The organism is Corynebacterium riegelii (assembly GCF_001263755.1).
In the GTDB taxonomy this organism is placed as follows: Bacteria; Actinomycetota; Actinomycetes; order Mycobacteriales; family Mycobacteriaceae; genus Corynebacterium; species Corynebacterium riegelii.
Window position 1 is genome coordinate 800,421 of the sequence record NZ_CP012342.1, and the last position, 22,918, is coordinate 823,338.

The 22,918-nt window shown below is 60.6% G+C and carries 19 protein-coding genes; 3 read left to right on the forward strand and 16 right to left on the reverse strand.

Translation table 11 applies throughout. The features are described 5' to 3' along the window. Positions 1–29: 29 nt before the first annotated feature. The 10 genes from argH to pheS form a co-directional block, all read right to left on the reverse strand. The gene (argH, locus tag AK829_RS03860) at positions 30–1,466 is read right to left on the reverse strand and encodes an argininosuccinate lyase (RefSeq protein ID WP_052204433.1); all 1,437 of its coding nucleotides are present in this window, start codon (positions 1,464–1,466) and stop codon (positions 30–32) included. Between the two features lie 9 nt (positions 1,467–1,475). Further along, positions 1,476–2,687: an argininosuccinate synthase gene (locus AK829_RS03865; protein WP_052204434.1), complete on the reverse strand. Its 1,212-nt coding sequence runs from the start codon at positions 2,685–2,687 to the stop codon at positions 1,476–1,478. Positions 2,688–2,752: 65 nt separating this feature from the next. Beyond that, positions 2,753–3,253, reverse strand: a complete 501-nt coding sequence (locus AK829_RS03870; protein WP_052204436.1) for an arginine repressor — start codon at positions 3,251–3,253, stop codon at positions 2,753–2,755. Continuing rightward, positions 3,250–4,191: an ornithine carbamoyltransferase gene (gene argF / locus AK829_RS03875; RefSeq protein ID WP_052204437.1), complete on the reverse strand. Its 942-nt coding sequence runs from the start codon at positions 4,189–4,191 to the stop codon at positions 3,250–3,252. The genes AK829_RS03870 and argF overlap by 4 nt, the downstream gene beginning before the upstream one ends. A 4-nt stretch (positions 4,192–4,195) precedes the next feature. Next, positions 4,196–5,410 (reverse strand): acetylornithine transaminase, encoded by a 1,215-nt coding sequence (locus AK829_RS03880; protein WP_083439737.1) that lies wholly within the window; start codon positions 5,408–5,410, stop codon positions 4,196–4,198. Next, positions 5,411–6,355, reverse strand: a complete 945-nt coding sequence (argB, locus tag AK829_RS03885) for an acetylglutamate kinase (protein ID WP_052206363.1) — start codon at positions 6,353–6,355, stop codon at positions 5,411–5,413. It lies immediately after the preceding gene. Positions 6,356–6,367: 12 nt separating this feature from the next. Continuing rightward, a complete protein-coding gene (argJ, locus tag AK829_RS03890; protein WP_052204439.1) occupies positions 6,368–7,528 on the reverse strand; it encodes a bifunctional glutamate N-acetyltransferase/amino-acid acetyltransferase ArgJ in 1,161 nt (386 codons plus the stop codon). Positions 7,529–7,583: 55 nt separating this feature from the next. Beyond that, a complete protein-coding gene (argC, locus tag AK829_RS03895; protein ID WP_052204441.1) occupies positions 7,584–8,627 on the reverse strand; it encodes an N-acetyl-gamma-glutamyl-phosphate reductase in 1,044 nt (347 codons plus the stop codon). A gap of 76 nt (positions 8,628–8,703) precedes the next feature. Then, positions 8,704–11,220, reverse strand: coding sequence for a phenylalanine--tRNA ligase subunit beta (pheT, locus tag AK829_RS03900; protein ID WP_052204443.1), 2,517 nt, complete (start codon positions 11,218–11,220; stop codon positions 8,704–8,706). Between the two features lie 33 nt (positions 11,221–11,253). Further along, positions 11,254–12,303 (reverse strand): phenylalanine--tRNA ligase subunit alpha, encoded by a 1,050-nt coding sequence (gene pheS, locus AK829_RS03905; protein WP_198147782.1) that lies wholly within the window; start codon positions 12,301–12,303, stop codon positions 11,254–11,256. A gap of 117 nt (positions 12,304–12,420) precedes the next feature. On the opposite strand from pheS, the gene AK829_RS03910 reads away from it, so the two are divergent. Next, the gene (locus tag AK829_RS03910; RefSeq protein ID WP_052204445.1) at positions 12,421–13,119 is read left to right on the forward strand and encodes a hypothetical protein; all 699 of its coding nucleotides are present in this window, start codon (positions 12,421–12,423) and stop codon (positions 13,117–13,119) included. Between the two features lie 22 nt (positions 13,120–13,141). On the opposite strand, the gene AK829_RS03915 is transcribed toward AK829_RS03910, so the two are convergent. Next, complete coding sequence (locus AK829_RS03915; RefSeq protein WP_083439738.1) at positions 13,142–14,281, reverse strand: MFS transporter; 1,140 nt, start codon at positions 14,279–14,281, stop codon at positions 13,142–13,144. Between the two features lie 20 nt (positions 14,282–14,301). Continuing rightward, positions 14,302–15,114, reverse strand: a complete 813-nt coding sequence (locus AK829_RS03920) for a TrmH family RNA methyltransferase (RefSeq protein WP_052204450.1) — start codon at positions 15,112–15,114, stop codon at positions 14,302–14,304. 78 nt (positions 15,115–15,192) lie between these two features. Between AK829_RS03920 and AK829_RS03925 the strand changes: the two genes are divergently transcribed. Beyond that, positions 15,193–16,161: a hypothetical protein gene (locus AK829_RS03925; protein ID WP_052204452.1), complete on the forward strand. Its 969-nt coding sequence runs from the start codon at positions 15,193–15,195 to the stop codon at positions 16,159–16,161. Positions 16,162–16,426: 265 nt separating this feature from the next. Here AK829_RS03925 and rplT read toward each other — a convergent pair whose 3' ends face one another. From rplT to infC, 3 genes are read right to left on the reverse strand one after another with little or no spacing between them, the layout of a single operon-like run. Next, positions 16,427–16,813 (reverse strand): 50S ribosomal protein L20, encoded by a 387-nt coding sequence (gene rplT / locus AK829_RS03930; protein WP_052204456.1) that lies wholly within the window; start codon positions 16,811–16,813, stop codon positions 16,427–16,429. Between the two features lie 51 nt (positions 16,814–16,864). Continuing rightward, positions 16,865–17,059, reverse strand: coding sequence for a 50S ribosomal protein L35 (gene rpmI / locus AK829_RS03935; RefSeq protein WP_052204458.1), 195 nt, complete (start codon positions 17,057–17,059; stop codon positions 16,865–16,867). Positions 17,060–17,087: 28 nt separating this feature from the next. Next, the gene (infC, locus tag AK829_RS03940) at positions 17,088–17,651 is read right to left on the reverse strand and encodes a translation initiation factor IF-3 (protein ID WP_083278946.1); all 564 of its coding nucleotides are present in this window, start codon (positions 17,649–17,651) and stop codon (positions 17,088–17,090) included. A gap of 343 nt (positions 17,652–17,994) precedes the next feature. On the opposite strand from infC, the gene AK829_RS03945 reads away from it, so the two are divergent. Beyond that, entirely contained in the window at positions 17,995–20,022 is a 2,028-nt protein-coding gene (locus AK829_RS03945; protein ID WP_052204461.1) for a DUF2339 domain-containing protein, read from the forward strand. Here the strand turns inward: AK829_RS03945 and uvrA are convergent. After that, a complete protein-coding gene (gene uvrA / locus AK829_RS03950) occupies positions 19,987–22,836 on the reverse strand; it encodes an excinuclease ABC subunit UvrA (RefSeq protein WP_052204463.1) in 2,850 nt (949 codons plus the stop codon). The two genes, AK829_RS03945 and uvrA, sit on opposite strands and share 36 nt — an antisense overlap. Positions 22,837–22,918 lie beyond the last annotated feature (82 nt).

Consider the following 22,918-nt stretch of genomic DNA (forward strand, 5'->3'; position numbering starts at 1 on the left):
TGGTAAAGCGTAAAACGTGACTTCGCTCACTAACTGGGGCGCACGGGTGTCTCCGCCCACGTCCGGAACGCGGCGTTAGCTTGGGCCACACGCTCACGCTGCTCCTCGACGCGTACCTTTGCGGTACCGCCGCGGGTGGCGCGGGATGCTACAGCACCCTGCACCGTAAGTACGTCACGCACCTCAGGGGTCAGGCGCGTATCAACGCTGGCCAATTCCTCATCGGTCAGCTCTACAAGGTCAACGCCGCGGCTTTCCGCGATGCGCACGCATGCGCCGGAAGCCTCGTGAGCTTCGCGGAATGGCACGCCCTGGCGCACCATCCACTCAGCCAAATCCGTGGCAAGCGTGTAGCCAGCGGGTGCCAGCTCCAGCATGCGATCCTCATGGAACACCAGCGTGGAAACAAGTCCGGTAAACGCCGGAAGCACAATGCTAAGCTGCGTCACCGAATCCACCAACGGTTCCTTGTCCTCCTGCAGGTCACGGTTGTACGCCAAGGGCTGCGCCTTCAGCGTTGCCAAAAGACCTGCGAGGTTACCGATCAACCTGCCTGACTTACCACGGGCAAGCTCTGCCACATCCGGGTTCTTCTTCTGCGGCATGATGGACGATCCGGTCGACCAAGCATCATGCAACGTGATGTAGCCAAACTCCGGCGTGGACCACGCAATGATCTCCTCAGCAAAGCGAGACAAATCCACCGCAATCTGCGCCAACACGTAGGCGGTTTCCGCCGCGAAGTCGCGCGAAGCGGTGCCGTCAAGCGAGTTGTCCGCCGAGGAATCGAACCCGAGCTCCTCAGCAATCGCCTCCGGATCCAACTGCAGCGAGGAGCCAGCAAGCGCTCCGGAACCATACGGCGAGACCGCAAGGCGCTTATCCAAGTCCTGGATACGCTCCAGGTCACGCAGCAGCGGCTGCGCGTGCGCAAGCAACGAGTGCGCGAGCAGAATCGGCTGCGCCGCCTGGAAGTGGGTTTTGCCCGGCATGATCGCATCGGGGTGTACCTTCGCCTGGGCGACAATCGCGTCGATCAGGTCCGCAACGTCCTGCGAGATGCCACGCACCGCGTCACGAAGCCACATGCGAAACATCGCTGCAACCTGGTCGTTACGGGAACGGCCCGCGCGAAGTCGCCCGCCCACTTCCGGTCCGACACGGTCAATCAAGCCGCGTTCCATGGCGCCGTGGACATCTTCGTCCGTAGGCAGCGGCCCAAAGGAACCATCGGCGACATCCTTGCCCAGCTGGTCAAGACCAGCCAGCATGGTTGCCAAGTCAGCGTCGCTCAGCAAGCCTGCCCGGTTGAGCACCTTGGCGTGTGCCTTGGAGGCAAGCACGTCATAAGGCGCGAGCACCCAGTCAAAGTGCGTGGACACGGAAAGCGCGAACATGGCCTCGGACGGGCCACCGGAAAAGCGGCCGCCCCACAGCGCACCTTCATTAGTGCCGTGCTGCTCCATTGTCATCCCCTACTTCTTCGAGGCGTTGGCCTCGCGGTCACGCTTGTTAGCAATCTGGGACGACAGGCCGTGCAGGCGCACAAAGCCCTTGGCCAAGGTCTGGTCGAAGGTATCGCCCGTGTCGTAGGTTGCCAGGTTGAAGTCGTACAGGGAGTGGTTGGAACGACGGCCGTTAACCGTCGCCTTACCTGCGTGCAGCACCATGCGGATGTCGCCGGTGACGTGCTCCTGGGTGGAGTCAATGAAGGCATCGAGAGAGCGCTTCAGCGGGCCGAACCACAGGCCGTCGTACACCTCTTCCGCCCAGCGAGCGTCGATCAGGCGCTTGTAGCGTGCCAGCTCGCGCTCCACCGTGACGTCCTCGAGCGCCTTGTGCGCGGTGATCAGCGCAACCGCACCCGGCGCTTCGTAGACCTCGCGGGACTTAATACCCACCAGGCGGTCCTCCACCATGTCCAGGCGGCCGATGCCCTGTGCACCTGCGCGACGGTTCATCTCTTCAATAGCCTCAAGCACCGTGACCTGGCGGCCATCGATAGCAACCGGCTTACCGGACTCGAAGGAGATGATGACCTCATCCGGGGCGTTACCTAGCGACGGGTCCTCGGTGTAGGAGTACAGGTCCTTGGTCGGCGGGTTCCACAGGTCCTCCAGGAAGCCGGTCTCAACCGCACGGCCCCACACGTTCTGGTCGATGGAGAACGGAGATGCTGCAGACTGCTCAATCGGCAGATCCTTGCCCTCGGCGTACTCAATGGCCTTGTCACGGGTCCACGCGTAGTCACGAGCCGGTGCGATGATCTCCAAGTCCGGATCCTGGTTCAGGAAACCAACCTCAAAACGCACCTGGTCGTTGCCCTTGCCGGTGCAGCCGTGAGCAACGTGGGTACCGCCAAACTGGTGGCCAGCCTCAACAAGGTGCTTGACAATCAGCGGACGAGAGATTGCAGAAACCAGCGGGTACTCCCCCTGGTACATGCCGTTGGCCTTGATGGTTGGCAGGCAGTACTCTTCGGCGAATTCATCCTTGGCGTCCACCACGATGGACTCCACGGCGCCACAGTCCAGCGCACGCTGGCGCACGGATTCCATGTCTTCACCACCCTGGCCCAAGTCCAGGGAGACGGCAATCACTTCACCACCCGTCATCTCAGCGAGGTACGGGATGGCTACGGAGGTGTCCAGTCCGCCGGAGTACGCGAGGACGACGCGGTTGGTCATAGTAGATCTCTCCTTGAAGAAAAACTAAAGAAAATAGGTTATACGAAACGTTAGGTTACCTGTGGTTAGCTCTCGGCTTTGCGCGGGGCACCACTGAAAAGCTGCTCTGCCAAATTCTGGCCTGAGAGGGGTTCACGGGCAAGTACGAAGATGGTGTCATCGCCCGCAATGCTGCCAACTACTTGGTCAAGGCCCACTCGGTCGATATAGCTGGCTAGGTACTGTGCCGCCCCCGGGGGTGTGCGCAGCACGGCGGTGGAGTGCGAGTAGTCCACCGAGACCACCAGCTCCTCAATCATCCGGTTGAGTTTGTCGCGTGGCCCGGTCTGCACGGCGTCGATTGCGCCGGTGTCGGATCCGACAATGTAGAAGGAACGGCCGCCGTCGAGCGGGCGAACTTTACGTGCCCCTAACTCATCCAGGTCGCGTGAGAGGGTGGCCTGGGTGATGTCGATGCCTTCTGCAAGCAACAGCTGGGAGAGCTGCACCTGCGAGGTCACGCGGGTGTTTGCCAGAATTTCCAGGATGCGGGCTTGACGTGCGGTACGCGATACGGGTTGTGTCATGACTGGTGCTCCAGAAGCCAAGTGAGGAGGGCCTTTTGTGCGTGGAGACGGTTCTCTGCCTCGTCGAATACGCGCGAGGCTGGACCGTCGATGACCTCGGCAGCGACTTCGCTGCCGCGGTATGCCGGCAGGCAGTGCAGGAAGATGGCGTCTTCGCCTGCGCGTGCCATCACTTCAGGTGTGACCTGGTACGGCATAAACGGGGTGCGGCGATCCTTGCCGTCTTCCTCCATGCCCATAGACACCCAGGTGTCGGTGATGACAACATCGGCGCCGGCAACCGCGTCCAGCGAGCTGGTCACGGTGACAGTTGCGCCGGTTTCTTCCGCACGGCGGCGTGCGCGGGTGACAAACTCCTCGCGCGGAAGGAAGTCTTCAGGCCCGATGATGGCAATGTCCACCCCGACGTTGGCAAAGCCGATCATGTAGCTGTTTGCCATGTTGTTGTCGCCGTCGCCAAGATAGACAGCCTTCTTGCCGCGCAGGCCGGCTGGACCTTCCTGCGGGCAGAGGTTTTCCACCATGGTTTGCAGGTCTGCCAGAATCTGGCAGGGGTGCAGGTCATCCGAAAGCGCGTTCACTATGGGCACGGTGGCGGTTTCCGCCATGGCCAGCAGGTTGTCGTGAGCATAGGTACGCCACACGATTGCGGACACGTAACGGCTGAGCACCGCTGCGGTGTCCTGGTAGCTCTCCCCTTTACCCATCTGGGAGTTGCCGGTTTCGGTCACAATTGCGTGCCCGCCGAGCTGCGCAATGCCCGTGTCAAAGGAGAAACGGGTGCGTGTGCTGGTCTTATCAAACAGCACCGCTACGGACTGCGGCCCCTCCAGCGGTCGGTGCTTGTACGGCTCGCGTTTCATCTCCGCGGCCAGGGCAAGCACTTCAGCCTGCTCGGCGGGTGTCAGATCATCGTCTGCCAGAAAGTGTCGTGGCACCTTGCTACTCCTTTTCCATCGCTTCGCGCAGCGCGGCCGCAAAGCGCGTCGCTGCCTCGTCCAACTCTTCATCCGTGATCACAAGCGGTGGGGTGAACCGGATCACGTCGTCTGCCGGCGCATTGACAATCAGTCCTTGTTTTAGCGCCAGAGCATAAGTTTGCTTTGCGACGCCACGCTCAAGCACCGCACCCACCATCAGCCCACGCCCGCGCACGGCTTTCACACCGTCAATGCCACGCAGGCGCTCGGCGAAGGCCTCGCCCTTGCGCGCAACCTCTGCAACAAACTCCTGGTCAATCACGTCGAGCACCGCGTTGGCCGCAGCACATGCCACTGGGTTGCCGCCAAACGTCGTGCCGTGGGATCCCGGGGTGAACATCTTCGCCACCTCGCCAGTAGCAATAACTGCGCCCAAAGGCAGGCCACCGCCAATCCCCTTGGCCATGGTCACCACATCCGGGCGAACACCTGCGGCAAGGTCGTGCTCGAAGGCAAAGAAGGTACCGGTTCGGCCCACGCCAGCTTGGACTTCGTCGCAGACGAGGAGGATCCCGTGGGCGTCGCAAAGCTTCCGAAGCTCCTGCATAAACCCTGCTGGTGCCGGGATGACTCCGGTTTCGCCCTGGATGGGCTCCAGGAAGATCACGGCCACATCGGTTGGGTTGATGTCTACGAGTTTTCGCACGTAATCGATGTCGCCGTAGGGGTAGAACTCCACCCCGGGTGCTACCGGTTCGAACGGGGCGCGCTTGGAGGGCTGGCCGGTCAGCGCCAACGAACCCATCGTACGACCGTGGAAACCGTGCTGCGCAGCTAGGATGCGGCGCTTGCCGGTCAAGCGAGCAAGCTTGAATGCGGCTTCGTTCGCTTCGGCGCCGGAGTTGCAGAAGAACACGCGAGCACTGTCATCGCCGAAGCGGCGCACCAATTCCCCCGCCGCGTCCACCGCTGGTTGGGAGGCGAATAGGTTCGAGACATGCGCCAGAGTCTGGATCTGCGTAGACACTGCCTGAACGATCTTCCGGTGGCCGTAACCAAGTGCGTTTACGGCAATGCCAGCGAGCATGTCCAGGTACTCATTGCCCTGGTCATCAGTGACATACACCCCACGGCCAGAAACCAGCGCCACCGGCGGGGTGCCGTAGTTGTTCATCAGCCCGGCCTGCCACCCGCTGAGCATTGCGCTGGGGTTTTGCGCCTGTTCTGCTTGTGTCATCTACGCGTCATCCTTCCTAAACACAGTGCCCTCCGGGTACTGCGCCGCATCGTAGGCATCCGGCAGCACCATTGTGCCAATGCCGCCCATGGTCAACAGCTCCAGCAACACCGAGTGGGCAATGCGGCCATCAATCACGTGCGCAGCCTTCACCCCACCGCGCACCGCGGTCAGGCAGGCCTCCATCTTCGGGATCATCCCCGAGTCCAGCGTGGGCATCATCTTGTCCAACTCCCCGACCGTGATCTTGCTCAGCAGCGAGTCCTTATCTGGCCAATCAGTGTAGAGGCCCTCAACGTTGGTCAGCACCACCAGGCGTTCAGCGCCGATTGCCGCCGCAAGCGCACCCGCGGCCTCATCGGCGTTGATGTTGTAGACGTCCCCGTCCACACCCGGCGCAATGCCGGAGACCACGGGGATACGGCCGGCCTCAATGATGTCCATCACGGCCTCCGGGTTCACATCCGTAATCGTGCCCACTAGGCCGATATCGTGCTGCTCACCGTCAACGTCCACGTAGCGCTTCTCGGCGGTAAACAGCCCGGCGTCTTCGCCAGAGATACCGACGGCGTACGGCCCGTGCGAGTTGATCTTGCCAAGAAGATCACGCCCCACCTGGCCGAAGAGCACCATGCGCACCACGTCCAGGATCTCCGGCGTGGTCACGCGGAAGCCGCCGACAAACTCGCCGCCTTCCAGGTTCAGGCGCTTCATCATCGCAGAGATCTGCGGCCCACCGCCGTGTACCACAACCGGCTTAGCGCCAACGGTGCGCAAAAACACCATGTCAGCGGCGAATGCGGCCTTCAGATCCTCATCAATCATGGCGTTGCCGCCGTATTTGACCACCACGATCTTGTCGCGGTAGTGCTGCAGCCACGGCAGTGCCTCGGCAAGCACGTGTGCGCGTGCCTCATTACTCAGGTGAGTGCCCAATGGTTCCAACACGTGGCCTCCTTAGCTGCTGTAAGCCGAGTTGATTTCAACGTATGAGTGCGAGAGGTCGGTGGTGCGTACTGTCGCAACGCCTGGGCCCCCTGTGCCCAGATCAACCTCAACCGCAATGTCCATGCCGCTAAGATCCACATCGCGAGCCCCCGGCGCACCGGTGGACGCCACGCACACGGGCTGGCCGTTAAACATCACGCTGATGTTGTCCGGATCCATCTCCGCATCCGCCATGCCCACAGCCGCAAGAGTGCGGCCCCAGTTCGGGTCAGAGCCGAACATTGCGCACTTAAACAGGTTGTCGCGCCCAATGGTGCGGGCGGCGTTCAGCGCCTGCTCATTGTTGGCAGTACCCCGCACGGTAATGCTGACGCGCTTGGTCACGCCCTCAGCATCGCCCTGCATCTGATCCGCCAGGGACTGGCACGCCTCCATGATCGCCGCATCCACCTCGTCCTGGCTCGGTGTGATGCCGCTTGCGCCGTTGGCCATGACAATCACGGTGTCATTAGTAGAGGTAGAGCCATCAATATCCAGGGTGTTAAAGGTGACCTCGGAAGCCTTCTCCAGAGCTTGTTGCAGGGCTTCATTGCTTATCGACGCATCCGTGACCACCAACACCAGCATCGTCGCAAGCGAGGGCGCCATCATGCCCACGCCTTTACCCATGGAACCAACAGACCAGCCGTCACGCTGCACAAACGCCTGCTTGCTCACGGTGTCCGTGGTCATAATCGCCTCTGCGGCTGCCTGGCCGTTATCACCCAGGGCACCTACAAGCACGTCTACGCCTGCACGGACCTTGTCCATCGGCAGCAGCTCACCAATCAAACCCGTGGAGCAAACCGCAACGTCATCAGCTGCAACGCCGAGGTGCTCTGCTGCGCGTGCCTGTGCCTCGCGCGCATCCGCATCACCCTGGGCGCCGTTGCAAGCATTCGCGTTGCCAGAGTTAAACAGCACCGCCTTAAGCTGACCGTTGCTGGTAGCTTCGCGGCTTACCTTCACCGGCGAGGCTTTCACACGGTTGCGCGTATATACAGCAGCCGCGTTGAACTCCGGGCCCTCGTTGACCACGAGCGCCATATCCGAGTTACCGGAGGGCTTAATGCCAGCAGTTGTCGCTGCAGCGACAAAGCCCTTCGGCGTGGTGACGGTTCCTTGTGTCATGTCTTTTCGTTCCTTTAAATCTTCTGTTTGCCCTTGAAGCATCTGTTTAGGGCGCTTAGGGCGCTACACCCTGCTGCGGTAGCCCTGCGGTTTCATCCCAGCCCAGCGCAAGGTTCATGCACTGTACAGCGGCACCTGCGGTGCCTTTAGTCAGGTTGTCGATAGCGGAGGTAATCACCAGCACTTCGGCGTCTTCATCCACCTCAACCTGCACGTGGCACATGTTGGAGCCAACCACATGCTGCGTCTGCGGCTGCGCGCCCTCGGGCAGAACCCAGACGAAGGGCTCGTCCGCGTAGAACGCTTCGAACGCCTCGTGCGCCTGCTGCTGGGTTACGCCCGGTGTCAGCGGTGCGGTTACCGTGGTGAGGATGCCTCGCGGAAGCGGCGCGAGTACCGGCGTGAAGCTCACATTGACAGTCTGGCCTGCGGCTTCTTCAAAGTTCTGCGCCATCTCCGGGGTGTGGCGGTGCTTGCCAGCGGTGTTATAGGCCTTCAGCGAACCCATCGTCTCCGCACCCAGCATGCCTACCGACGCCTTCTTGCCCGCGCCAGAAACACCCGTAATGCTGACAACGCGCACGTCCGGCCCACACAGTCCAACTTTCAGCGCGGGGTATGCGGCAAGTGTTGCACCAGTTGGGAAGCAGCCCGGCACCGCGATGCGGGTGGCACCGCGGAGCTTCTCACGGTGGCCCGTCATTTCCGGGATGCCGTACGGCCAATGCCCCGCGTGCTCGGTACCGTAGAAACGCTTCCATGCGTCCGCGTCCTTCAGGCGGAAATCCGCAGCACAGTCAATAACCACGGTGCTCTCCGGCAGGTTCGCCCCGATCTGCGCGGAGTGACCGTGCGGAAGTCCGAGGAACACAACGTCGTGGCCTGCCAGAGTTTCCACGTCAGTGGGTTCAATTACGCGCTGCGCCAACTCCGGCAGATGCGGCATCAGTTCACCAACCGATGCTCCTGCATTTGAGTTTCCGGTCAGCGCGCCAATTCGCAGCTCGCCCGAAAGATATGCGGGGTGACGCAAAAGCAGGCGGAGAATTTCTCCGCCTGCATACCCGGTTGCGCCGGCAACGGCTACAGAGAGTGTCATGCACTGCAGTGTAGCACTTTATGCGACAAATTATGCGCCGCAGCGTAATTTATTCGCACCCGTGTTGCGTCAAGCGCTACACGCCGCGCATCGTCGCCCCGAAGCGTTCCTCCGCGGCCTTCGCAGCCTTCAGTCGCGCCTCGGACGCCTCGTCCTCCGTCAACGTGCGATCGCCCGCGCGGAACACCAGGCCAAACGCCAAGGACTTCTTGTTCTCGCCGAGTTGGTCGGACACGTAGACGTCGAAAAGCGTGACGCGCTCCAGCAGCTCACCGGCGGCCTCCTCGACCACCTGGCGCACTGCCTCTGCCGGCACATCGGCATCTACAACCAGCGCAATATCCTGGTTCACCGCCGGGAACGCAGAGAGCACCGGCGCCGGAAGTTCGTAGTCAAACGGCAAAGCGGAAAGGTCCAGCTCCATCGCCACGGTGCGCTCCGGCAGCTCCAGTGCCTCAAGCACCTGCGGGTGCAGCTCACCGGCATAGCCCACGACCTGGCCACCAGCCTTCAGCGCCGCACAGCGACCTGGGTGCCACGGCAAGTGCTGTGCCTGCTCCACCTCAAGCGCCACACCCGCAGCAGAAGCCACAACCTGCGCAACCTGCAGCGCATCAGCCCAGGTAAAGGCCCTGCCCTGCCCCAGCGGGCCATCGAGCTCTTGTTTGCCAACGGCCACCGTCGCCACATGCAACCGCTGCTCCGGGAGCGAACCGATCAGCTCCGCAATCGTCGCCTCATCCGGACGCTGCTCAACGCTTGGCATCGGGGATGCATCTGCACGCTTCACCGCAGTCTGTGCCACGGAGTACAGCGCGAGGTCATGGCGACCGCGGGCAACGTTGCGGCCAACTGCCTCAAGCATGGCCGGAAGCAGCGTGGTGGCCAGCACGGCGTAGTCCGCATCCAGCGGGTTTTGCACCTTCACCACATTGCGTCGCGGGTCATCCGCCTCCAAGCCCCATGCATCGAGCACGGTGTTGGACATAAACGGCGTGGGGATGATCTCCGCGTAGCCGGAGTACGCCAGCGCGTGCGTCACCGCACGGCGACGACGCTGCTGCGGGCTCAGGCCGCGGCCACCAACCGGAGTCGGCAGCACGGACGGGATCGCATCCAGGCCCTCCAAACGCACGATCTCCTCAACCAGCTCCACTGGCACGGTGAGATCGCCGCGCCACGTCGGTGGGGTGACCTGGAGGTGCTCCTCATCGCCTGCGATCTGGCAGCCGACTTCCTCCAGACGCTTGACCACGGTGTCACGCGAGTAATCCACGCCAATCAGCTCGGAGGGACGGCTCACGCGCATCGCAATTGCCTCGCGCGCCGGTACCTCGCCGACCAGGGTGCGGCTTGCGGTCGCCTGGCCGCCAGCGCACTGCACCAGCAGCGCACACGCAATGTCCAAGCTGACTTCAACGATGGCGGGGTCGACGCCGCGCTCAAAACGTCGAGAAGCTTCAGAGCTCAGCTTGTGGTGACGCGCAGTCTTCGCCACCGTCAGCTCGTCCCAGGTCGCGGCCTCGAAGTAGACATTGGTGGTGTCATCCGAAATCTCGGAGGTGGTGCCACCCATCACACCCGCCAGCGACTGAATGCCGTTATCATCGCTGATCACCACGTCCGTGGCGCGCAGCGTGCGTTTGGTGTGGTCTAGAGTCTCAAACTCCTGCCCCTCGGTCGCGGTATGCACGCGCAGGCCGCCGGCGATCTTGTCAGCGTCAAACGCGTGCATCGGCTGGCCGGTCAGCAACATGACGTAGTTGGTCACGTCCGTCGCCGCGTTGACCGAGCGGATGCCGGAAAGCATCAGCTCACGCTGCATCCAAAACGGTGCCTGGGCCTTCGGGTCAATACCTTCAACCTTGCGCAGGCCGAAACGCTTCGCCTTCGTATCGGGCTCCAGCGTGATCGGGATCAGTTCCCCTTCCGGCGCAGGTACTACAGAGACATCAATGCCAGCTACCGCAGGATCCTTGGCTACATCGCCGTACTTCAGATCAAAAGCCGAAGCGATCTCGCGCGTCAATCCGCGAGCAGATAGCGCGTAACCGCGATCCGGAGTGACATTGACGTCAAAGACGGTGTCGGTGGAGTTGAGGAAGGCGCGTGCGTCGTCGCCAAGCTGGAAGCCCTCCGGCAGACTATCCAGCGCAATGATCCCCTCGCTTTTCGCAGTGAGCCCAAGCTCCGCGGCAGATGCCATCATGCCGTTGGAGATGTGGTCATAGGTCTTGCGTGCCGCGATCTCAAAACCACCCGGCAGCACCGCACCCGGCAGCGACACGATGACAACGTCGCCTTCTTTGAAGTTGCGGGCGCCACAGATAATGCCCTGCAGCTCACCAGTGCCATTGGCCTGGCCAACGTCCACCTGGCAGTAACGAATCGGCTTCTTGAAACCCGTCAGCTCTTCAATCTCAGCGACGCGGCCTAAAACCAGCGGGCCGGTAACCTCCGGCAGCGGCTCATAGCCCTCAGTTTCAAAACCGACGCACACGAAACCTGCGTCCAGCTCCTCATCAGTGGGGTTAAAACCCTCATTGCCCGCGTTTGCAAGCAGGCGGGTGATCCAATTTTTGGAAATCAGCATTTGTTGTCTCTCTCCTTGTGCCTGCTACGCCTGTTATGCCTGAACGCCGAACGGGATGGTGAAACGAACGTCACCCTCAACCATGTCGCGCATATCCGTCAAACCGTTGCGGAACTGCAGCGTGCGCTCCAAACCCATGCCAAACGCAAAACCCGTGTACTCCTCCGGGTCCACACCCACGGCACGCAGAACGTTCGGGTTGACCATGCCGCAGCCACCCCACTCGATCCAGCCAGCGCCGCCTTTCTTGTTCGGGAACCACACATCCACCTCAGCAGAAGGCTCCGTGAACGGGAAGTAATTGGTGCGCATACGTGTCTTGGTCTCCGGACCGAACAGTGTTTTCGCCAGGTGATCCAGCGTGCCCTTCAGGTGAGCCATGGTCAGGCCCTTATCCACCGCCAAGCCCTCAACCTGGTGGAACACCGGCGTGTGGGTGGCATCCAGCTCATCGGTACGGAACACGCGGCCCGGACACGCGATGTAGATCGGCACATCACGCTCAAGCATCGTGCGCACCTGCACCGGAGACGTGTGCGTACGCATGACCTGCTTGGAACCCTCCTCACCGATGTAGAAGGTGTCCTGCAGGGTACGCGCCGGGTGATCCGGGATGAAGTTCAACGCGTCGAAGTTGAAGTACTCCGCCTCCACCTCAGGGCCTTCCGCAACCTCCCAGCCCATGCCGATGAAGATGTCCGCGATCTGCTCACTGAGCGTAGTAATTGGGTGCATCGCGCCAGCCTGGGAACGCGCGGTAGGCAGCGTGACGTCCACAGTCTCTTCGCGCAGCTGCTGCTCGCGATACTCAGCCTCACGCAGCTGGTGGAGCTGGGAGTACACCTTCTCAGCGCGGCCGCGTGCCATGTTCACAAACCGGCCGGCGTCCTTACGCTGGTCCTTCGGAATAGAACCCAGCGACTTCCGCGCCTGCATAATTGTCGACTGCTCGCCCAAGTGCTCACGCTTGGCCTCTTCAAGCGCCGCCAGATCCGCGGCCTGTTCGAACGCCGCAATAGCCTCGTCCGCGGCCCGATTCAGGTTCTCCTCGGTCAGTTCAATTTCGGGATTGCCAATGCTCACTGCACACCCGCACCTTTCCACTTCGGCGGCATCACAAAACGTTCACAAGCATACCCGCGGGCATGCCGCTGTCTCTTAGGAGGATAAGTTGTGGCGTACGCCTGTACCGTGCGACCTATGGGCAAGAACAAGTTGGGCCGAGAAAAGCTGAGCAGGAAGCAGCGAAAAAAGCTGCAGAAGCTTCGAGACGAACGGCTTCCAGACGCCACGTGGGCCAACATCGAGCGACTGTTTTGCGACCCAACGGCGCACACGTTGGACGTCGTGCCGTTTGTGGGCATGAGCGAGTCTTTTCTCCACTACTACTTCTACGTAGAGCGCAATTACATGCCGCGGTTTCTTGACCGCTACGCGTTTATCGTCCTCACCGCCGTGTACACGTGGGCTGACTACATCGACATCGTCCCTGGTTACTGGTATAAACATGAGGAATACCCATCGGTCATCTTGGAAAGCGAAGAGGGAAAAGAAGCCTCCGCGAAGAAGGTTGATCGCCTGATCCGCGACACGCTAAAGAGCGAGCTTCTCACAAGCACCTATGTCTACATCCAAAGCCGCAACATCCTGATCGAGCTGAGGGAAGACTTCACCGTAGTGTTCTACGGTCTCGGCGAGGATGAGGAACGCATGATCCAGTCGCTTGCAGACGCCAACGGCCTCTTCCTCAAACGCCGCACCGAAGACAGGACAACCGAGGAATGCCTGAACGAAACCACCCCAACCACCTACCCCGGCACGCAGTGGACGATCTCAAGCCTCATGCTCCCCGAAGGCTTTGGAGGATTCCCAAAAACACAGCGCCGCGGCGGTAGCTAGGTTCCCTGGTGTTTTGTGCCATTCACTTCACAACTAAGCGGGTTGCGACAAGGCTAGCCACCGTCACAACCATCAAAAGAGAGAGAACGGGAATAACTCCGCTGATGTTTGTGAGCAGAGGCAAGCCAGCGGTCATAAGGTAGCCGAAGATGTAGTACAGCGAAATCACCGTGGCCTGTTTATGCGGCGAGGCGCTGCTGGCAGCAAGGCCGAGCGAACTTCTAAAAGCAATGCCTTGCCCCACCCCCACGAGCACGGTTGCCGCAATGAGGAGCCAGACCAATTGCGTCTTTACCCCATAAGCTGCGGCAGCAAGACCAAAAGCGAGGATCACCAGCCCGAACGGAAGGATTGCCTTCGGCTGCTGCTTCAGGGTTACCCACTGCGCGACCGCCGATACCCCCAGCATCAACGCGGTAATGCTGGCAATCTGCAGTTGACTGTCAACCACTGACAGCGAAAGCGGTACCACAGACTGCCACATGCCATTTGTTCCGTACGCCCAGCCGATGACAGACGCGCTACAGAGGAACACAAGCAGAGCAGATTTTGTGGGGAATAAACCAGCTACACCCCCAGACGACAGTGCGGCATGCCCACGAGGTGCGGATACCGCTGGGATCCGCAAGCATCCGATCAGAACAATCGCGAGCAACATCAGATGCACGATGAAGGGGACACGCAACGGCATCGGCAAAGTTACGGCCAAAAGCGCTGAAGCGAGCGGCCCAAAGGCAAGTGCCGCCGAGGTCACGACCGCACTCAGCGCAGAACCGTGACTGCGACCGTAATAGTCACCCAAAGCAGAAGTGAACGCCCCTGTACACAGGCCCACGGACAGCCCACTGAGTAGTCGAGCGATCACCAGCCACGGAAGTCCCGTCGCCACCAAAAACGCAATGCTTGACAGCCCACCAAGCGTGACTGAGAGAAGAATCGCCGGCTTCCTACCAAACCGGTCCGCAATGCTACCGAGAAAGATAAGGCTGAACAGCACGCCAGCAACGTATGAGGCAAAGACGAGTGTTGTCTGGACCCGCGAAAGATCCCATTCGCGTTCATAAATGGCGTAAAGGCCAGACGGCAAGGTACTCCCCAACACCACCTGGAACATGCCGAAAAGGAGTACTACCCCAGCCCCTTTTTCACCAGCGCCTGCCATAAGGCAGAGGATAGCGGAATTTAGGCCTCGCTCAACGCCTTTGCTGACTCCCACAGGCAAATGGACGCCGCCGTCGAAAGGTTCAAAGACTCAGCGGACCCCGCAATGGGAATGGTGACAGTGTCGTCAGCGGCAGCCAGGACGTCTTCCGGCAGTCCGTGGGCCTCGTTGCCAAACAGCCACGCGGTGGGCGTGTTCAAAGCTTCCCCGGGTTCGGCGAGGTTGAGGGCGCCGTTGGGGGTTGTCGCGAGCGTCGATAAGCCTGAAGCCCTGAGTTGCCTGAGGACACGGTGAATGTCACGGTCGCGCGCGACAGGGACATGGAAGAGCGAGCCAGCGGTGGAACGCACCACCTTCGGCGACTCCGGATCAACCGTGTCACCAGCGAAAATCACCGCATCCGCACCGAGCGCATCCACCAGGCGGATGATCGTGCCCGCATTGCCTGGGTCGTTGGTTTCCACACACACCGCAACCAGGCGGGGCCTGCCCTTGAGAATCTGCGGAATGGTCCACAACACCGGCTTACACACCGCGAAAATGCCGGTGTTGGTCACCGCGTCGGCGAGGTGATCTGCGGCCTTGTCATTGATCGCGTGGGTGAACACATCCATGTAGCCGGCCGTCGTGACAATCTCGGCGAAACGTTCGGCGGCCGCCTGAGTGACAAACAGGTCTGTCGCGGCACCCGTCGCCACCGCCGCCTCCACGGCGTTCTCCCCCTCCACCAAAAACCTCTTCGCCTTCTTCCTGCCGGCAGCGCGCTTCAACTTCGCGGCGTTAACTACCCGCGGGGTGCGTTCAGTAAAAGGCTGATCAAAGTCAAGGGACATGGCAGTTAAGAATACTGCGTTGGTGCTGGCTTCGGTTCATCCGGGAACCGCGGGCAGGTCTGCGCAGTCTAAAGATGCATGAACGTTTTTAACGGCATGACGCTGAACCCGCCGCCGAAGCTCTATCCCGCATCCCAATCACTATCAGAAAGCGAGTACTTATATGCGAATGACCAGTATCTGATTCATACCAGCGACGCGGTACCTGCAGCGGTAGCGAGCCTGGCCCAACGGCATCATCCCAGGCAGGTGCACTACCAAGTGCCTGGCTTACACCGAGCGATCGCCCACCTACTTGCTAACCCATCGTTGAGTGCAACTGGATTTGCAGCCTTGGCGCTTTACGGGATGAAATACCTCACGGATTATGCCGACACGTACCTGACTGGACCGGCGATATCGAAAAAGAGACTCGCAACGAGTCTGACGCCTGCGCTATTCCGTAGCGAACCAAAGGGAATCTGGCAACTCAGTTACCTTGGCTTGGTTTTGCAGGCAGCTCCACCCGCGGTGGCATTGTGTCAGGCGCTGACGCAGGTGCGTTCTGGGGAGGTTCGCTGGCCCATCGTCGAGGTGCCTGGATTGTCTGCAGAGTTCGTTCGTGCTGTCCAGCTTGTAGACGCCGCACGCCACTTCATCAAGGTCGACCCCATCGATCTTCTGCGCGCAAGCCGGGAGCGCATCAGCCTGCCATGGCTCGTGGACGTGCTTATGGCCTCATCCCCACTCGCAGAATCCCCGAAAGAAACCGAAATGCGACTTCTCGCGCTCGAGGTTGCCTGCAGCTTTCAGCTAGAACTTCGAGAGCAGCTTCTGCTTACCGACGCCCACGGCAAGCCAATCACCCGCTTCGACCTAGCCCTGCCCCAACTCAAGATTGGCCTCATGTATGACGGCGCACATCACTGGGAACACGAGCGGCGTCACAAAGACACCGCGATCAACTTAGAGTCTGCAGCCTTGGGTTGGCAGGTGTTGAGGTTTTCATCGGCAACTCTCTGGGTTCTCGTGGAAAAACTCACGCAGATAGTCGCTGCCAAGATGTAGGCAGTGACGGCGACTGAAAACAAATGCGAAATCTTTCAGCGTCCTGCGGTTTCTTAGTCACATCCGTAACAAATCAAAATGTTTGCAATGAGGCTGGTGTGACTGGCGTGAATGCGCTGGTCAGGGGATTGCGCAAGGACACACGGGCTGGCTGCGAGCGGAGACTCCGCCGAAAGCCAACGGCGGCCACGAAAACACCCCTGGAAAACGCAAAAGACGCGCCGGCCAAAGAATGGCACGCGGCGCGTCGTTAAGCGGAAGGCTCCTAGGCAGCCTCAACCGGAGCGTTGACGTCCTCCGGGAGGGCGTTCTTCGCAACCTCGCAAAGAGCGGAGAACGCTGCGAAGTCATTGACTGCAAGCTCAGCAAGGATCTTGCGGTCCACCTCAACCTCGGCCAACTTCAGGCCGTGGATGAGACGGTTGTAGGTGATGTCATTCATACGAGCTGCAGCGTTGATGCGCTGGATCCACAGCTTGCGGAACTCGCTCTTGCGCTTGCGGCGATCGCGGTACGCGTAGGTCTGGGAGTGCAGCCACTGCTCCTTCGCCTTGCGGTACAGGCGGGAGCGCTGGCCACGGTAGCCCTTCGCGGACTTCAGAATCGCGCGGCGCTTCTTCTTGGCATTGACTGAACGCTTAACACGTGCCATGAGTCATACTTCCTTGTCTTAATTCGTGGGGTAGATGGAAACAGGCAGTGCTTAGGACATGCCGAGGAGGCGCTTCATGCGCTTAACGTCAGCCGGTGCAACGTCCGTGGTGCCGGACAGCTTGCGGCGACGCTTCGAGGACAGCTTCTCGTTGAGGTGGCGCTTACCAGCCTGCTCACGGCGCAGCTTGCCTTTGCCATTAACCTTGATGCGCTTTGCGGTGCCCTTGTGGGTCTTCTGCTTCATGGTAAAAGCCCTTCAGATTGTGATCGTGCTACTTCTTGCCCTTGCGAGCCGGCCCGAAGACCATGGTCATGTTGCGGCCGTCCTGCTTGGGGCGGGACTCCACCACGCCAAGTTCTCCGATGTCGTCGGCGAGACGCTCAAGGAGGCGGTACCCCAGCTCCGGACGCGACTGCTCGCGGCCACGGAACATGATGGTCACCTTGACCTTGTTGCCCTTCTCCAGGAAGCGTTCAACGTTGGCCTTTTTGGTCTGGTAGTCGTGCTCATCGATCTTGGGGCGGAACTTCTGTTCCTTGACCACGGTCTGCTGCTGGTTCTTGCGGGCCTCGCGGGCCTTCTGATCCTGCTCGTACTTGAATTTGCCGTAGTCCATGATCTTGCACACGGGCGGCTTGGCGTTCGGTGCAACCTCAACCAGGTCGAGGTCGGCTTCGTAGGCCAACTTGCGGGCGTCATCCGTGCGGACGATGCCTACCTGCTCGCCGGACGGGCCGACGAGACGAACCTCGGGGACCCGGATCCGTTCATTAATACGAGCTTCAGCGCTGATGAGAACACTCCTTATTAAAAGGTTTAACGTTGTCGCTACCACTGCTGCAGGTGGTGTGTTCCCACAAAAAATCCCCGCTCGTGCTGGTGCACGGCGGGAGTTCTCCTCATCAGACACGTCACCCCAAGGTGTAGTGCCCTACCGAGACCCGTATCCTTCCGGCATGTGATGCCGGCGGCTTGGGGTGGGAGTAACTCCACTTGCAGCCCAGGCACCTGGAGGAGGCGCTTTGGGCGGTAGTGCCATAGACACTAACACTTCCCTGCCCCATCACCAAATCACCACACGCCGTCATTGTCACAATCGGATAAATTTGCGCGTCGGGGAAACCTTTTGGTCTCAAAACCAGTCTAAGAATATAGACAGCTATTTAGGAGGCCCCATTATGTCGCACCCCCGAGAGCAGATCATTGACGACGTTCGGCGTCAACTCAATGAGCTTCGCCAAAGCACCGCACATTCGCAGATGCTTATCGACGCCATCACGTCCAACCTCAACCAACTGACCTCATCCCCCGCTGCCGCGCCGCAACCGGCAGCGCAGCCAATGCCGCAACCGGTGCCGCAGATGACGCCAGCTCCGCCACAACCGGCACCGATAGTTCAACAACAGCCGCCGCAGAAGCCCTCGTTGCGGCAACGTGTTTCAGCGTCCATGCACGAACGTCCGCAGCTTTCCACGGAGCAGCGGATTATGCGCTGGGCGGCGATTATCGGATCAGTTATCACCTTTGTTGGCGCATGCCTCGGCATTGCCCTGGCGATCCAGTCCGGGCTCCTCGGCCCGGTCGGCCGTGCGGTGGGTGCTGCGCTTCTTGCCGTGATCCTACTTGGTATCGGCATCTGGCTCGATGTGCGCAAAGGCACCAATGCTGGCGTGATGGCGCTGTACGTGACGTCGTTTTTGATCCTTTCGCTGGATCTTTTCTATGTCGGCATGGTGCAGAACTGGGTGTTGCCTGATGCGGTCGTCCTCGCGTTCATCCTGTTGTGGACTGGGTATCTCGCCCTGGCTAAGTGGCGCAACAACCTGCGCCTGGTTGTTGCCATGTGCATCATCCTTGTTTTCTACTCAGGCACGTTGATTACGAAGTACGCCTTCGCCAATGCTCTTGTCCTCGTGCCACCGGTTTTGGTGGTCTTGATGACGTGGTGGATGTGCAGGCAGGCGTCGCCACGCATGCTCACTATCGTGCGCACGGTGGCTGGGCTGCTGCTTGCGTGGCAGACGTGGCTGGTCATGGTGCTTGGAGACTTCATCTCCGGCCCTTACACAGAGGCAGAGCTCATCAACGCTGCGGTTGTCATCCCTCTCGTCGGGGTCGTGCTGCTGGTCGTGGGCGAGCTGTTCTTTAGGCCGTATCCGGCAACTCCACGCATGACGGTTGCCGCGGGCGTTGTGGCACCCGCGCTCGTGTTGTTGCTGTCGCACATGATGCTTGAAGACGTCGCCCGGTGGATCCTCGTAGCCGTCGCTGTTGCCGTCACGTATCTGGTCACGGTCGTCGGTCGCGGCAGACCAGGCAGGCAAAAGGCCAACCAAGCAGCCCAGCAACCAGCCAACTCTTGGCTGATTACCGGCTGGTTCATGGTGCTGCCCTTTACATTCCTGCCGCTGTTTCTCATCTACCACGACGCGTACAACCTCAGCCCCTGGACATCGTGGGTTCCTAGGCTCACCCTCCTTGTAATGGCCAGTGCCGTGGTGTTCCTCACCACGAGGGTGCCTGTGCGCACAGTCCCAGTGCTCGCCGCGTGGGCAATCATGGTGTTGGCTGGCGTGTGGGACGCGTTGTTTACAGCACTCAATCCACTGCTTCCACTGTTGGCGGCACCGCAGTATCTGGCGATGGGTGTCGCGCTGGCAGTCCTGCTCGTCGTTTGCATTGCCCTACCGGGGCTCCGGCAGGTCCTTTCGGGCACAGCACACAAAGCATTCGCAGCTTACGGCCTACTCCTGGAGATGGTGGCTGTAGTGACCATCACTCAGTCAATTGGAGAGCTCATCAGCCCGAGTACCTACAACTCGACAACGCACAACTACGAAGGCCACGAGGGCGCCTTCTACGTCGGCCACATGATCGTGTCCATCTCGTGGATGGCGCTCGCGGCGTGGCTTTTGGTCAAACGCGCCAGCAACCGCGCCCACAACATGGATGCTAAGAGCGAGCGCACCGCTGGCCTGATCATTGCGATTGTGGCTACGGCGAAACTGGTCCTCTTCGATATGGCGGCACTCGACGGCATTCCACGCGTGCTCACGTTTATCGTGTCTGGCCTCCTGCTTATCGCCGTCGCGGCGAAGGGCGCGCAGCGCAAGCAAGAGCCCGGTGAGCAACAGCCGCAGCAAAAGCCGCAGCCACAACTACAGCCGCAGCTACACCAGAGGCCGGAGGAATTCGCCGGTAAATGACCCTTCCACCCGAGCCACGTCCTCCGGCGTGCCCTGGGCAACCACGGTGCCGCCGCCGGAGCCACCTTCAGGACCCATGTCCACAATCCAGTCTGCGGACTTGATTACGTCAAGGTTGTGCTCAATCACAAGCACCGTGTTGCCCTTATCCGCAAGGCCGTTGAGCACCAGCATGAGTTTGCGGATGTCTTCGAAGTGGAGGCCAGTGGTCGGCTCGTCGAGGATATAGATCGTACGGCCGTTGGAGCGCTTCTGCAGCTCGGCGGCCAGCTTCACGCGCTGGGCCTCGCCGCCGGAGAGCGTGGTGGCGCTTTGGCCGAGGCGGACGTAGCCCAAGCCGACGTCTACAAGCGTCTGCAAATAGCGGTGAATGGACGTGATCGGCTCGAAGAACTCGGCCGCCTCAGAGATCGGCATGTCCAGCACTTCTGCGATGTTCTTGCCCTTGTAGCGCACTTCAAGGGTTTCGCGGTTGTAGCGTGCGCCGCCGCAGACCTCGCAAGGCACGTAAACATCGGGCAGGAAGTTCATCTCGATTTTGATGGTGCCGTCACCACGACACGCCTCACAGCGCCCGCCCTTGACGTTGAAGGAGAAGCGCCCCGGCTTGTAGCCGCGCACCTTGGACTCCTGCGTTTCCGCAAACAGGGTACGGATCTTGTCAAACACGCCCGTGTAGGTTGCCGGGTTTGAGCGCGGCGTGCGCCCGATCGGGCTCTGGTCCACCTGCACTAGCTTGTCCAGGTGTTCAAGGCCTTCGACCTTCTTCACGCGCCCCGGCACCTGGCGTGCGCCGTTGAGCTGGTTCTGCAGCGTCTTCGCCAGAATCTGGTTGACCAGGGTTGACTTGCCGGAGCCGGACACGCCGGTCACCGCCACCAGCACACCTAGCGGAAGATCCACAGTCACGTTGTCCAGGTTGTTCTCGCGCGCACCGATGACCTTGAGCATTCTTTGCTTATCCACGGCGCGCCGCTGAGCAGGCACCTCAATTTTCTTGCGACCGCTCAGGTAGTCACCTGTAATCGAGTCCTTCGCCTTCTTAATGCCTTCCGGCGCGCCTTGGTAGACCACTTCGCCGCCGTACTCGCCGGCGCGCGGGCCGATGTCGATGAGCCAGTCGGCCTCGCGGATCGTGTCCTCATCGTGCTCGACCACAACAAGCGTGTTGCCTAAGTCGCGCAGCTTCTTCAGCGTCTTAATCAGGCGCTGGTTGTCGCGCTGGTGCAGGCCAATGGAGGGCTCATCCAGCACGTAGAGCACACCAGCCAGGCCGGAGCCGATCTGGGTGGCAAGGCGAATGCGCTGCGCCTCACCACCGGAAAGCGTTCCGGCGGAGCGGGACAGGGTGAGGTAGTTCAAGCCAACGTCGATAAGAAAGTGCAAACGCGCCTGAATCTCGCGCAGCACGGCACCTGCAATCATTTCCTCGCGGTAGCCCAGGACCAGGTTGTCCAGGTACTGCGAGGCGTCCTCAATCGAAAGCTCGGTCAAGCCCGCGATGGATTTCTCGCCATGCGTGGTGGAGGCAAGCCGCACCGCCAGGATCTCCGGCTTCAGACGGGTGCCTTCACAGGTTGGGCACGGCACCTCACGGGTGTAGGCCAGCAAGCGGTCCTTCTGCGTGTCTGTCTCGGCCTGCTCCATCTTGCGCTCGATGTAGCCCACCACACCCTCGTAGGCAGCGGTGTAGGAACGCTGGCGGCCGTAACGGTTCTTGTAGCGAACGTTCACCTTGGTTGGAGAGCCATGCACCAAGTGCTTTTGCTGCGTCTTGGTCAACGAGCTCAGCGGCGCGTGCGCATCAAAGCCCTCTTCCTTCGCCAATGCCTCAATCAGTTTGGTGAAGTAACCCTTGTTCGGGCTGGAGTTCCAGATCTGGAACGCATCCACCGCCGGCGCATCCGGGTCCGGAATCACCAGGTCAATGTCCACCTCCTTACGCACGCCAAGGCCGTCGCACACCGGGCAGGCACCGAACGGTGAGTTGAAGGAGAACGCGCGCGGCTCATATTCCTCCACGTGCAGCTTGTGGCCGTTCGGGCAGGCCATCTTCTCCGAGAAGATCTGCACGCGGTCCGGATCGTCCGCATCCAGGTCAACAAAGTCGAAGCCTACAAGCCCTTCTGCCAGCTTCAGCGCTGTTTCCACAGAATCAGTCAGGCGCTGCTTCTGGCTGGCTTTGACGGTGAGGCGGTCCACCACTACGTCAATAGTGTGCTTGATCTGCTTTTCCAGCTTGGGCGGGTCCGACAGCTGGTAGGTCTCACCGTCCACGTTCACGCGCGAGTAACCCTGCGCAGCCAGGTCCGCGAACAGGTCTTGGAACTCACCCTTGCGCTTGCGCACTACCGGGGCGAGCACCTGGAACTTGGTGCGCTCCTCCAGAGCAAGGATCTGGTCCACGATCTGCTGCGGCGTTTGCCGCTCAATCACCGCGTCACACACCGGGCAGTGCGGGGTGCCGGCGCGCGCGTAGAGCAGACGCAAATAGTCATAGATCTCGGTGATCGTGCCCACGGTGGAGCGCGGGTTGCGGTTGGTGGATTTCTGGTCAATAGACACAGCCGGGCTCAAACCGTCGATGTAATCCACATCAGGTTTGTCCATCTGGCCGAGGAACATACGCGCGTATGAGGACAGTGACTCAACGTAGCGCCGCTGACCTTCCGCGAAGATCGTGTCAAACGCTAGCGAGGACTTTCCCGAGCCGGACAGTCCAGTAAAGACCGTCATCTTGTCTCGGGGCAGCTCAATGTCAATGCCCTTGAGGTTGTGTTGGCGCGCGCCGCGCACTGTCAGCTTTTCAGCCACGTGTGTCCTTTATCTTTCAGAGTCCGTACCCCCTGAACCTACCAACTTCTCCCGGCTAGAAACTATTCCGAGCAGCTACGCT